Below are 13,340 nucleotides of genomic sequence, written 5' to 3' on the forward strand. Positions count from 1 at the left end.
CCCATGACGGCGGCCTTCATTGCGCAGATCCATGGCACAACTCATTGATTTGTCGTAAGTCGTCGCACCCTTATGCGCTGCGGCGGCGAGCTTCGTTCGGCCCTTGATGGAGCTGCGAAGTTTCACCAGAAAAAGGAATCAGGCTTCTCATGGGCGAACTGGCCAAAGAAATCCTCCCGGTCAATATCGAAGACGAACTGAGACAGTCTTACCTCGACTACGCGATGAGCGTGATTGTCGGGCGAGCGCTGCCCGATGCACGTGACGGCTTGAAGCCCGTGCATCGTCGCGTTCTCTTTGCGATGAGCGAACTGGGCAACGACTGGAACAAGCCGTACAAGAAATCCGCCCGTGTGGTCGGTGACGTGATCGGTAAGTACCACCCGCACGGCGACACTGCGGTCTACGACACCATCGTGCGTATGGCCCAGCCATTCTCGCTGCGCTACCTGCTGGTCGACGGCCAGGGCAACTTCGGTTCGGTCGACGGCGACAACGCCGCGGCGATGCGATACACCGAAGTGCGCATGGCCAAGCTGGCCCACGAGCTGCTGGCCGACCTGCACAAGGAAACCGTCGACTGGGTGCCCAACTACGACGGCACCGAGCAGATCCCGGCGGTCATGCCCACCCGCATCCCCAACCTGCTGGTCAACGGTTCCAGCGGTATCGCCGTGGGCATGGCGACCAACATTCCGCCGCACAACCTCGGTGAAGTCATCGACGGCTGCCTGGCGCTGATCGACAACCCGGAAGTCACCGTCGACGAACTGATGCAGTTCATCCCCGGCCCCGACTTCCCGACTGCCGGCATCATCAACGGCCGCCAGGGCATCATCGAGGCGTACCGTACCGGCCGTGGCCGCATCTACATGCGTGCGCGCTCCGAGATCGAAGACATCGACAAGGTCGGTGGCCGCCAGCAGATCGTCGTCACCGAGCTGCCGTACCAGCTGAACAAGGCGCGCCTGATCGAGAAGATCGCCGAGCTGGTCAAAGACAAGAAGATCGAAGGCATCACCGAGCTGCGCGACGAGTCCGACAAGGACGGCATGCGCATCGTCATCGAGCTGCGCCGCGGCGAGGTGCCGGAGGTGGTGCTCAACAACCTCTACCAGCAAACCCAGCTGCAGAGCGTGTTCGGCATCAACGTGGTGGCACTGATCGACGGCCGCCCGCGCGTGCTCAACCTCAAGGATCTGCTCGAAGCGTTCGTCCGCCACCGCCGTGAAGTGGTCACGCGCCGTACCGTGTTCGAGCTGCGCAAGGCCCGTGAGCGTGGCCACATCCTTGAAGGCCAGGCGGTCGCGCTGTCCAACATCGACCCGGTCATCGCACTGATCAAGGCCTCGCCGACGCCGTCCGAAGCCCGGGAAGCGCTGATTGCCACTGCCTGGGAATCCAGTGCCGTGCAGGTCATGGTCGAGCGCGCCGGCGCCGATTCCTGCCGCCCTGAAGACCTGCCCGAGCAATACGGCCTGCGCGATGGCAAGTACTACCTGTCGCCGGAACAGGCCCAGGCGATCCTCGACCTGCGCCTGCACCGCCTGACCGGCCTGGAGCACGAGAAGCTGCTGGCCGAGTACCAGGAAATCCTCGAGCAGATCGGCGAACTGATCCGCATCCTCAGCAGCGCCGAGCGCCTGATGGAAGTGATCCGCGAAGAACTCGAAGCGATCCGCGCCGAATACGGCGATGCGCGCCGCACCGAGATTCTCAACGCCAGCCACGACCTCAACTACGGCGACATGATCCCGGAAGAAGAGCGCGTGGTGACCATCTCCCACGGTGGCTATGCCAAGACCCAGCCGTTGTCCGCTTACCAGGCCCAGCGCCGTGGCGGCAAAGGCAAGTCGGCGACCGGCGTGAAGGACGAGGACTACATCGAGCACCTGCTGGTCGCCAACAGCCACGCCACCCTGCTGCTGTTCTCCAGCAAGGGCAAGGTGTACTGGAAGAAGACCTACGAGATCCCTGAGGCATCCCGCGCCGCGCGTGGCCGCCCGCTGGTCAACCTGCTGCCGCTGGAGGAGGGTGAGCGCATCACCGCCATGCTGCAGATCGACCTCGAGGCCCTGCAGCAGAGCGCCGACCCGGATGAAGAGCTGGAAGACGGCGACGAGGGCGTGATCGAAGGCGAAGTGGTCGAAGTAGAAGAAATCGACGAAGAAGACGGCGACACCCCTGAGTGGGTGGCTGAGCCGACCGGCGCGTACATCTTCATGGCCACCGCTTCCGGTACCGTCAAGAAAACCCCGCTGGTGCAGTTCGCCCGTCCGCGCTCCAATGGCCTGATCGCCCTGAAGCTGAAGGAAGGCGACACCCTGATTGCTGCGGCAATCACCGACGGCGCCAAGGAAGTCATGATGTTCTCCGACGCCGGCAAGGTGATCCGCTTCGCCGAGAGCGTGGTGCGCGAAATGGGCCGTACCGCCCGTGGTGTGCGCGGCATGAAGCTGGGCAAGGGGCAGCAGATCATCTCGATGCTGATCCCGGAGTCTGGTGCGCAGATCCTTACCGCGTCCGAGCGTGGCTTCGGCAAGCGTACCCCGCTGTCCAAGTTCCCGCGCCGCGGCCGTGGTGGCCAGGGCGTGATCGCCATGGGCACCAAGGGGCGCAATGGCCTGCTGATCGGTGCTATCCAGGTGCAGGAAGGTGAAGAGATCATGCTGATCTCCGACCAGGGCACGCTGGTGCGCACACGGGTTGGCGAAGTTTCCAGCTTGAGCCGTAACACTCAGGGCGTGACCCTGATCAAGCTGGCCGCAGACGAAACGCTGGTAGGCCTGGAGCGTATCCAGGAGCCTTCCGAGGAAGAACTCGACGAACTGGTCGGGGCGGACGAGGAGGGCGTGGAGCTCGATACGCCGGAAGCGGCGGACGATGACAATGCGGGCGCCGAAGAGGCACCGCAAGAGTAAGCAAGCGCAACAACCCGAACGGGGCGACCAAGGTCGCCCCGTTTGACTGATTACAGCAGGCAACAGCAGGACCTGCCTTTTTTTGGGGCGGCCTTGTGTGGTGAAAGGGTCGCCTGGCGGTCCCAGGGTTAAGCAGCGCAACAACTATCGCGGGGGCTGCTGCGCAGCCCTTTCGCGACACGAGGCCGCTCCTACAGGGGTGCGCGGCCTGCAACAAACGATTTTGTTCTATTTGGCAGAGCGAGAGTGGATGTGAGCAAACGAGCCTTTAACTTCTGCGCAGGCCCTGCCGCGCTTCCTGAAGCTGTCCTGCAGCGCGCCCAGGCCGAAATGCTGGACTGGCATGGCAAGGGCTTGTCGGTGATGGAAATGAGCCATCGCAGCGACGATTACGTGGCCATTGCCGAAAAGGCCGAGCAGGACCTGCGTGACCTGCTGTCCGTCCCCTCCAACTACAAAGTCCTGTTCCTGCAGGGCGGTGCCAGCCAGCAGTTCGCCGAAATCCCGCTGAACCTGCTGCCGGAGAACGGCACTGCCGACTACGTCGAAACCGGTATCTGGTCGAAAAAGGCCATCGAAGAAGCGCGCCGTTTCGGCAACGTCAACGTCGCCGCCAGCGCCAAGCCATACGACTACCTGGCCATCCCTGGCCAGAACGAGTGGCAGCTGACCAAGAACGCAGCGTACGTCCACTATGCCTCCAACGAGACCATCGGCGGCCTGCAGTTCGACTGGGTGCCGCAAACCGGTGACGTTCCGCTGGTGGTCGACATGTCCTCCGACATCCTCTCGCGCCCGATCGACGTGTCGCAGTACGGCCTGATCTACGCCGGCGCGCAGAAGAACATCGGCCCGAGCGGCCTGGTGGTGGTCATCGTCCGTGAAGACCTGCTGGGCCACGCCCGCAGCAGCTGCCCGACCATGCTCGACTACAAGGTCTCGGCCGACAACGGTTCGATGTACAACACCCCGGCCACCTATTCCTGGTACCTCTCGGGCCTGGTCTTCGAGTGGCTCAAGGAGCAGGGTGGCGTCGACGCCATGGAACAGCGCAACCGCGCCAAGAAGGACCGCCTGTACGGGTTCATCGACGCCAGCGAGTTCTACACCAACCCGATCAGCCACAACGCCCGTTCGTGGATGAACGTGCCGTTCCGCCTGGCCGATGAGCGCCTGGACAAGGCCTTCCTGGCCGGCGCCGATGCCCGTGGCCTGCTCAACCTCAAGGGCCACCGCTCGGTGGGCGGCATGCGCGCTTCCATCTACAACGCCCTGGGCCTGGACGCTGTCGAGGCGCTGGTGGCCTACATGGCCGAATTCGAGAAGGAGCACGGCTGATGTCCGAACATGAGCTCAAGGCGCTGCGCGTACGCATCGATAGCCTCGACGAGAAAATCCTCGAGCTGATCAGCGACCGCGCCCGCTGCGCCCAGGAAGTGGCCAAGGTCAAGACCGCCTCGCTGGCCGAAGGCGAGCAGCCGGTGTTCTACCGCCCTGAGCGTGAAGCTGCCGTGCTCAAGCGCGTGATGGAGCGCAACAAGGGGCCGCTGGGCAACGAAGAGATGGCGCGGCTGTTCCGCGAAATCATGTCGTCGTGCCTGGCCCTGGAAGAGCCGCTGAAAATCGCCTACCTGGGGCCTGAAGGCACCTTCACCCAGGCCGCGGCCATGAAGCACTTCGGCCACGCCGTGATCAGCCGCCCGATGGCTGCCATCGACGAAGTGTTCCGCGAAGTGGCGGCCGGCGCCGTCAATTTCGGCGTGGTGCCGGTGGAAAACTCCACCGAGGGTGCGGTCAGCCACACCCTGGACAGCTTCCTCGAGCACGACATGGTGATCTGCGGCGAAGTCGAGCTGCGCATTCACCATCACCTGCTGGTGGGCGAAAGCACCAAGACTGACAGCATCACCCGCATCTACTCGCATGCCCAATCGCTGGCCCAGTGCCGCAAGTGGCTGGACGCGCACTACCCGAACGTGGAGCGCGTGGCGGTGTCGAGCAATGCCGAGGCCGCCAAGCGGGTCAAGGGCGAGTGGAATTCGGCGGCGATCGCCGGCGACATGGCCGCCAACCTGTACGGGTTGACCCGCCTGGCCGAGAAGATCGAAGACCGCCCGGACAACTCCACGCGCTTCTTGATGATCGGCAACCAGGAAGTGCCGCCGACCGGCGACGACAAGACCTCGATCATCGTTTCGATGAGCAACAAGCCAGGTGCCCTGCACGAACTGCTGGTGCCGTTCCACGACAACGGCATCGACCTGACCCGCATCGAGACCCGCCCGTCGCGCAGTGGCAAGTGGACCTACGTGTTCTTCATCGACTTCGTAGGCCACCACCGCGACCCGCTGATCAAGGCCGTGCTGGAGAAGATCAGCCAAGAGGCTGTGGCGCTGAAGGTGCTGGGCTCGTATCCAAAGGCGGTGCTTTGATTTGAGCTTGCCGGGGCCGCTATGCGGCCCATCGCCGGCAAGCCGGCTCCCACCGGTACAGCACAGGCCGCGAAATCCGCGCCGTACCTGTAGGAACCGGCTTGCCAGCGATGGCCAGCAAAGCAGCCTACAGGCACAGCCCAAACCGTAATAATTGCGCCGTACCTGTGGGAGCTGGCTTGCCGGCGATGGGCTGCAAAGCAGCCCCCTGCGGTCCCAAAGACTGTCCTGATTTCTGAACAGGGTTCGTACCAGTGGTAAATGCAGCAAAAAACAAACCCGCACCGCTCATCGGCCGCCTCGTCGTCGTAGGCCTGGGCCTGATCGGCGGCTCCTTCGCCAAAGGCCTGCGTGAAAGCGGCCTGTGCCGCGAAGTGGTCGGCGTCGACCTGGATGCCCCTTCACGCAAGCAAGCTGTGGCCCTGGGTGTGGTCGACCGCTGCGAAGAAGACCTCGCCGCCGCCTGTGTCGGCGCCGACGTCATCCAGCTGGCGGTACCGATCCTGGCCATGGAAAAGCTCCTGGCGCGCCTGGCACAACTGGACCTGGGCAGCGCCGTCATCACCGACGTCGGCAGCGCCAAAGGCAATGTGGTGCGTGCTGCGCGTGAGGTGTTCGGCGACCGCCTGCGCCACTTCGTGCCCGGCCACCCCATCGCCGGCTCCGAGCAGAGCGGGGTAGAGGCCTCCAACGCCACCCTGTTCCGCCGCCACAAGGTCATCCTCACGCCGCTGCCCGAAACCGACCCCGCCGCCCTGGCCCTGGTCGACCGCCTGTGGCGTGCGCTGGAGGCCGACGTGGAGCACATGCCAGTCGAGCGCCACGACGAAGTGCTGGCCGCCACCAGCCACCTGCCGCACTTGCTGGCCTTCGGCCTGGTCGATTCATTGGCCAAGCGCAATGAAAACCTTGAGATCTTCCGGTACGCTGCCGGTGGTTTCCGCGATTTCACCAGAATCGCCGGCAGCGATCCGACCATGTGGCATGACATCTTCCTCGCCAACCGCGAGGCTGTCCTGCGCACCCTGGACACTTTTCGCAGCGACCTCGACGCCTTGCGCGACGCGGTCGATGCAGGGGACGGGCACCAGTTGCTGGGTGTATTCACCCGCGCTCGGGTTGCCCGCGAGCATTTCAGTAAAATCTTGGCCCGCCGGGCCTATGTGGACGCTATGAACGCCAACGATCTGATTTTCCTGGCCCAACCGGGTGGCCGCCTGACCGGGCGAATCCGCGTACCGGGCGACAAGTCGATTTCCCACCGTTCGATCATGCTCGGCTCCCTGGCCGAAGGCACGACCGAAGTCGAAGGCTTCCTCGAAGGTGAGGACGCCCTGGCGACCCTTCAGGCTTTCCGTGACATGGGGGTGGTCATCGAAGGCCCGAACCACGGCCGCGTGACCATCCACGGTGTCGGCCTGCACGGCCTCAAGCCACCGCCCGGGCCGATCTACGTGGGCAACTCCGGCACCTCCATGCGCCTGCTCTCGGGCCTGCTGGCCGGCCAGTCGTTCGACGTGACCATGACCGGCGATGCCTCGCTGTCCAAGCGCCCGATGAACCGCGTGGCCAACCCGCTGCGCGAAATGGGCGCGGTGGTCGAAACCGGCCCGGACGGCCGCCCACCACTGACCATTCGCGGTGGCCACACGCTCAAGGCGCTGACCTACACGCTGCCGATGGCCAGTGCCCAGGTCAAATCCTGCCTGCTGCTGGCCGGCCTGTACGCCGAAGGCAAAACCACCGTTACCGAGCCTGCGCCCACCCGTGACCACACCGAGCGCATGCTGCGCGGCTTCGGCTATGCGGTGGAGTCCAACGGCCCGGTGGCTTCGCTGCAGTCCGGCGGCAAGCTCACTGCCACCCGCATCGAAGTGCCCGCAGACATCTCCTCGGCTGCGTTCTTCCTGGTGGCAGCATCCATTGCCCAGGGCTCGGAGCTGGTGCTCGAACATGTCGGCATCAACCCGACCCGCACCGGTGTCATCGACATCCTGCGCCTGATGGGCGGCGACATCACCCTGGAAAACCAGCGTGAAGTCGGCGGCGAACCAGTGGCCGACCTGCGTGTGCGCGGTGCCAAGCTCAAGGGTATCGATATCCCCGAGCACCTGGTGCCGCTGGCCATCGACGAATTCCCGGTGCTGTTCGTGGCCGCCGCCTGCGCCGAAGGGCGTACCGTGCTGCGTGGCGCGGAAGAGCTGCGGGTGAAAGAGTCCGACCGTATCCAGGTAATGGCCGACGGCCTGATCGCCCTGGGCGTGAAGTGCGAGCCAACCCCCGACGGCATCATCATCGACGGCGGCCAGATTGGCGGTGGCGAAGTGCATGGCCACGGCGACCACCGTATCGCCATGGCCTTCAGCGTTGCCTCGCTGCGCGCCAGCGCGCCAATCCGCATCCATGATTGCGCCAACGTCGCCACCTCGTTCCCCAACTTCCTCGCGCTGTGCGCCGAGGTGGGTATCCGCGTGGCAGAAGAGGGCAAGTCGTGAATCTGCAAGCGCCGGTCATCACCATCGATGGCCCGAGCGGCTCGGGCAAGGGCACCGTCGCAGGCCTGTTGGCGCGCGAACTGGGCTGGCGGCTGCTGGATTCCGGCGCGCTTTACCGCCTGCTGGCGTTCAACGCCAGCAACCACGGTGTCGACCTGACCAACGAAGAGCTGCTCAAGGCCCTGGCCGCCCATCTGGATGTGCAGTTCATCGCCGCCGAGCCGGGTAAGCTGCAACAGATCATTCTCGAAGGTGAGGACGTCAGCAATGTCATCCGCACCGAGACGGTCGGTGCCGGGGCGTCGATGGTGGCGTCCCTGCCGGCAGTGCGCGAAGCCCTGCTGCAGCGCCAGCGCGCGTTCCGCGAAGCGCCGGGCCTGATCGCCGATGGCCGCGACATGGGCACCGTGGTGTTCCCGGACGCGCCGCTGAAGGTGTTTTTGACCGCCAGTGCCGAGGAGCGTGCCCGTCGCCGCTACCTGCAGTTGAAGGGCAAAGGCGAAGATGTTAGTCTGTCGAGTCTGCTAGATGAGATTCGTGCGCGCGATGAGCGCGACACCCAGCGCGCAGTGGCCCCGCTCAAGCCGGCGGCCGATGCCATTCAGCTGGACTCCACGGAGCTGTCCATCGAGCAGGTGCTGCACCGTATCAGGAGCGAGCTCGCCCAGCGCGACTTGGTCTGATCGTCAGGAAAGCAGGCAGGGGCACCAGTCAACGTCCTGCCCGCTTTCCTTTACTTAACGAAACCCACATTGTCTGGAGTGTGGCGATGGGCGTCTGTTTCGCCCGAATCTACAGGAATTAAAATGAGCGAAAGCTTTGCAGAACTCTTTGAAGAAAGCCTGAAAACCCTCAATCTTCAGCCGGGTGCGATCATCTCCGGTATCGTTGTCGACATCGACGGCGACTGGGTTACCGTACACGCTGGCCTGAAGTCCGAGGGCGTCATCCCGCTCGAGCAGTTCTACAACGAAGCTGGCGAGCTGACCATCAAGGTCGGTGACGAAGTTCACGTTGCGCTGGACGCGGTCGAAGACGGCTTTGGCGAAACCAAACTGTCCCGTGAAAAAGCCAAGCGCGCCGAGTGCTGGATTGTTCTGGAAGCAGCTTTCGCCGCCGAAGAAGTGGTCAAGGGCGTTATCAACGGTAAGGTTAAGGGCGGCTTCACTGTCGACGTTAACGGCATCCGTGCGTTCCTGCCGGGCTCCCTGGTTGATGTCCGCCCTGTGCGCGACACCACCCACCTGGAAGGCAAAGAGCTGGAATTCAAGGTCATCAAGCTGGACCAGAAGCGCAACAACGTTGTCGTTTCCCGTCGCAGCGTGCTGGAAGCCGAGAACTCCGCCGAGCGCGAAGCCCTGCTGGAAACCCTGCAGGAAGGCCAGCAAGTCAAAGGTATCGTCAAGAACCTCACCGACTACGGCGCATTCGTGGACCTGGGCGGCATCGACGGCCTGCTGCACATCACCGACATGGCCTGGAAGCGCATCAAGCATCCTTCCGAAATCGTTAACGTTGGCGACGAAGTCGACGTACGCGTTCTGAAGTTCGACCGTGAGCGCAACCGCGTTTCGCTGGGTCTGAAGCAGATGGGCGAAGATCCGTGGGTTGCTATCACTGCGCGTTACCCAGAAGGTACCCGCGTACAGGCTCGCGTTACCAACCTGACCGACTACGGCTGCTTCGCTGAGCTGGAAGAAGGCGTTGAAGGTCTGGTACACGTTTCCGAAATGGACTGGACCAACAAGAACATCCACCCGTCGAAAGTCGTTCAGGTTGGCGACGAAGTGGAAGTCATGGTTCTGGACATCGACGAAGAGCGTCGTCGTATCTCCCTGGGCATCAAGCAGTGCAAGTCCAACCCATGGGAAGACTTCTCCGGCCAGTTCAACAAGGGTGACAAGATCACCGGTACCATCAAGTCGATCACCGACTTCGGTATCTTCATCGGCCTGGACGGCGGCATCGACGGCCTGGTTCACCTGTCCGACATCTCCTGGAACGAAACCGGCGAAGAAGCCGTACGTCGTTTCAAGAAGGGCGACGAGCTGGAAACCGTCATCCTGTCGGTTGACCCAGAGCGCGAGCGCATCTCCCTGGGCATCAAGCAGCTGGAAGACGATCCGTTCTCCAACTTCGTTGCTGTCAACGACAAGGGCGCTATCGTCAAGGGCATCGTGAAAGAAGTTGACGCCAAAGGCGCCATCGTCACCCTGGCCGACGACATCGAAGCCACTCTGAAAGCTTCCGAAATCAGCCGTGACCGCGTTGAAGACGCGCGTAACGTTCTGAAGGAAGGCGAAGAGATCGAAGCCAAGATCATCAGCGTTGACCGCAAGTCGCGCGTGATCAGCCTGTCGATCAAGTCGAAAGACGACGCTGAAGAGCGTGAAGCCATCCAGAGCCTGAAAAACGCTCCGGAAGCGGCTGCCGATACCACCATGGCTGCGCTGCTGCGCGAAGCAATGGCCAAGCAGAACTAAGTTCTGTTTGATCGGTGTAAAAAAAGGGTGGCCTTCGGGCCACCCTTTTTTTATGCCCAAAATCTCCCCAAGCCTGACGCTATCCCCTGTAGGAGCCGGCTTGCCGGCGATGGCCTGCAGCGCAGGCCCAACCGCGTCTAAACCGCCGCGCAAAGCATCGCCAATGCATAACCAAGCTCTTTACGGCCAGCATAAAAAAGCCTGCCCTCCAGGCCACCCTTTCTCCCTCCAAAAAATTACCCCAGCCAAACGCGATCCCCGGCGGATCAACTGTCTCACCAATTTCTAAAAGTTAACGCAGCTCCTTGTCAGAGCCACTGTCTTGCTCAACTTCTAAAAGCTGGCACGATCCCTGTGGGAGCCGGCTTGCCGGCGATGGCCTGCAAAGCAGGCCCAACCGAGTCTGCACCTGCGCGCAAAGCATTGGCCAATCCATAGCCAAGCTCTGTATGCCCAGCATAAAAGCCTACCCTCCAGCCCACCCTTTCCAACCCCAAAAATCCCCCCAGCCTAACGCCATCCCCTGTAGAACCCGGCTCGCCCACGATCCCCCACAAAGCTCCCCCAGCCTTATTTCCCAACACTCCAATCTTGAATTTTTTTATTAAGTCAAGAACCACCCTGTTCAAATCCCTCCGAGCGTGCTACAAACTGATTAAGCAATGATCTAGCTGCTTGATAACGAAGGGAAAAATATGACGAAGTCGGAGCTGATCGAACGTATTGTCACCCATCAAGGGCTGCTCTCGTCCAAGGATGTGGAGCTGGCCATCAAGACCATGCTTGAACAGATGTCCCAATGCCTGGCCACCGGAGATCGCATCGAGATCCGCGGCTTTGGCAGCTTCTCCTTGCACTATCGCGCTCCACGCGTAGGTCGCAACCCCAAGACCGGCCAGTCGGTGGAGCTTGAAGGCAAGTTCGTTCCGCACTTCAAGCCCGGCAAAGAGCTGCGTGATCGCGTCAATGAAGAAGAGCACGAGCACCCCTGACCGATGAAGGAGCCAGTCTGATGCGTAACCTCAAGCGCGCCCTGGCGGCGTTGTTCGTGCTGCTGCTGGCGGCGGTGGTGCTGTTCTTCGTGCTGGAGAACCAGCAGGCCGTGGCACTCGTGCTGTTTGGCTGGTCGGCGCCCGAGTTGCCGGTTGCGGTACCGGTGCTGGCGGCCCTGGTAGTAGGCCTGGCGATTGGCCCGCTGTTGGGCGCCTATGGTGTACAGCGCAGCAAGCGCAAGATTCGCGCCTCGGCCAGGCAGGCAGCGCTGGAAGGTAAGTAAGGAAAATTCCCGCCTTTTTTAGGAAAGGCTCGCCTGTGCACGCGACGGTGTAAGTGAAGTAATACCCGCTTCATTATTCCGGCCCAAACGAGCGTGCAGCAGTATGGAATTTCCCACCCTTTCCCATCACGGTGGCACCCGCGGTGTAACCGGTTCTTGTCACCAGCTTCACATCGATTCAGCCACCAGTCTGCTCGTGGATTGCGGCCTGGAGCAGGGCGCCGACGCCGCCCCGGGTTCAGCCAGCGCATCACTCGGTTTTGATATCCAGGGTATACAAGCCCTGGTGATCACCCACGTACACCTCGACCATGTCGGCCGCATCCCCGCGCTGCTGGCGGCCGGCTTTCGCGGTCCGATCCTCTGCAGCGAACCCTCGGCAAAGCTGTTGCCACTGGTACTGGAAGATGCCTACAGGCTGACCATCAGCAGCGAGCCCGCACAAGTGGCGCGTTACCTCGAGCTAATCGGTGGCCTGGTCGTGTCGATGCCCTTCGGCCAGTGGCACTCCGTGGTAAACAAGCCCGGCCTCAGGTGCCAGCTGCGCCTGCAACGCGCCGGGCACCTGCTTGGCTCCGCCTATGTAGAGTGCGATGTAGACGTGGCCGAGCAAAACCACCGCATCGTTTTCTCCGGCGACCTCGGCCCCGAAGGCAACCCGCTGCTACGCCCGCTGCAGCCACCCGAGCGTGCAGACTTGCTGGTGCTGGAAAGTACCTACGGCGACCGCCTGCACCCCGACCGCAGCATGCGCGAGCAGCAGCTGGAGCAGGTTATTGACCGCGCACTGCAGGACTGCGGCACCATCCTGATTCCCGCATTCAGCCTGGGCCGTACGCAAGAGTTGTTGTGCGAGCTCGAGGCCATTCTCCACCGCAAGGCACTGCTCGGTGACCCGGCCGTGGTGCCTGGCGATGGCACGTTCGCCTGGTCGCAGCTACCGATCATTCTCGACTCACCCTTGGCTCAGCGCATTACCACCGTCTACCGCCAGCTGCATGACTACTGGAATGACGAAGCCAAGGCGCGGATGAGCGAGGGGCGTGACCCGCTTGGGTTCAACCAGCTGGTGTGCGTCGACACCCATGCCCGCCACCCGCAGGTGGTCAATTACCTGAAAAGTACCGGGCGCCCGGCGATTGTGATTGCCGGTAATGGCATGTGCTCGGGTGGGCGGATCGTCAACTACCTCAAGGCGATGCTTGGTGATCCACGGCATGAGGTGATGTTTGTCGGGTATCAGGCCAGGGGAACACCAGGCGCTGCCATTCAGCGCAAAGCGGGTGCGGAAGGGGCTGCGCAGGTTGAGTTGGATGGGGCTGTATATGAGGTGCGGGCTAAGGTGGCGACGTTGGGCGGGTATTCAGGGCATGCGGACCAGGCCGGGTTGGTGAGGTTTGCTATGGCGTGCGCGGCGCGGCGGGTGGTGCTGGTGCATGGGGAGAGGCGGGCGAAGCAGGTGCTGGCTCAGGCCATGCGGGAAAGGTTTGCTGAGGCTGGAAATGAGGTGAGCGTCACAGTTGCGGGGTAACCATTGGGCGGTGCGCGTGGTGTCTGTCGAAAAGTGAGGAACTTCTGTGGGAAGGTTCCCTCTATTACTGATTAATGCTAAGTAGGTGAGCGTGGCGGGCATGTGGGCAAAATGCCGCTACGCTTGACGCGAGGGGAGCGCCGCTTTCGCGAGCAGGGAGCGCCCCAAAGAGATGAAGCAATCAGACGGACCCAAGGAAAAA

Annotated in this window: 9 protein-coding genes; all 9 read left to right on the forward strand. The window is 62.5% G+C overall.

Annotated elements, in window-relative coordinates:
- Positions 1 to 149: 149 nt before the first annotated feature.
- Complete coding sequence (gene gyrA / locus JOE27_RS23065; RefSeq protein ID WP_046787381.1) at positions 150 to 2,921, forward strand: DNA gyrase subunit A; 2,772 nt, start codon at positions 150 to 152, stop codon at positions 2,919 to 2,921.
- Positions 2,922 to 3,173: 252 nt separating this feature from the next.
- A complete protein-coding gene (gene serC / locus JOE27_RS23070) occupies positions 3,174 to 4,259 on the forward strand; it encodes a 3-phosphoserine/phosphohydroxythreonine transaminase (protein WP_039604670.1) in 1,086 nt (361 codons plus the stop codon).
- Positions 4,259 to 5,353 carry a prephenate dehydratase gene (gene pheA / locus JOE27_RS23075; RefSeq protein WP_039604669.1) on the forward strand — a complete coding sequence of 365 codons (1,095 nt, stop codon included), beginning with the start codon at positions 4,259 to 4,261 and terminating at the stop codon, positions 5,351 to 5,353. The genes serC and pheA overlap by 1 nt, the downstream gene beginning before the upstream one ends.
- A 254-nt stretch (positions 5,354 to 5,607) precedes the next feature.
- Complete coding sequence (locus JOE27_RS23080) at positions 5,608 to 7,848, forward strand: bifunctional prephenate dehydrogenase/3-phosphoshikimate 1-carboxyvinyltransferase (RefSeq protein ID WP_174142153.1); 2,241 nt, start codon at positions 5,608 to 5,610, stop codon at positions 7,846 to 7,848.
- A complete protein-coding gene (gene cmk / locus JOE27_RS23085) occupies positions 7,845 to 8,531 on the forward strand; it encodes a (d)CMP kinase (RefSeq protein WP_046787379.1) in 687 nt (228 codons plus the stop codon). The genes JOE27_RS23080 and cmk overlap by 4 nt, the downstream gene beginning before the upstream one ends.
- A gap of 123 nt (positions 8,532 to 8,654) precedes the next feature.
- Positions 8,655 to 10,331, forward strand: coding sequence for a 30S ribosomal protein S1 (rpsA, locus tag JOE27_RS23090; RefSeq protein ID WP_012313291.1), 1,677 nt, complete (start codon positions 8,655 to 8,657; stop codon positions 10,329 to 10,331).
- A gap of 695 nt (positions 10,332 to 11,026) precedes the next feature.
- Complete coding sequence (gene ihfB / locus JOE27_RS23095; RefSeq protein ID WP_012313292.1) at positions 11,027 to 11,323, forward strand: integration host factor subunit beta; 297 nt, start codon at positions 11,027 to 11,029, stop codon at positions 11,321 to 11,323.
- A gap of 20 nt (positions 11,324 to 11,343) precedes the next feature.
- Complete coding sequence (locus JOE27_RS23100) at positions 11,344 to 11,607, forward strand: lipopolysaccharide assembly protein LapA domain-containing protein (RefSeq protein WP_039601301.1); 264 nt, start codon at positions 11,344 to 11,346, stop codon at positions 11,605 to 11,607.
- Positions 11,608 to 11,710: 103 nt separating this feature from the next.
- Complete coding sequence (locus JOE27_RS23105) at positions 11,711 to 13,138, forward strand: MBL fold metallo-hydrolase (RefSeq protein ID WP_204920252.1); 1,428 nt, start codon at positions 11,711 to 11,713, stop codon at positions 13,136 to 13,138.
- Positions 13,139 to 13,340 lie beyond the last annotated feature (202 nt).

Source organism: Pseudomonas sp. M5 (assembly GCF_016907075.1).
Taxonomy (GTDB): domain Bacteria; phylum Pseudomonadota; class Gammaproteobacteria; order Pseudomonadales; family Pseudomonadaceae; genus Aquipseudomonas; species Aquipseudomonas putida_E.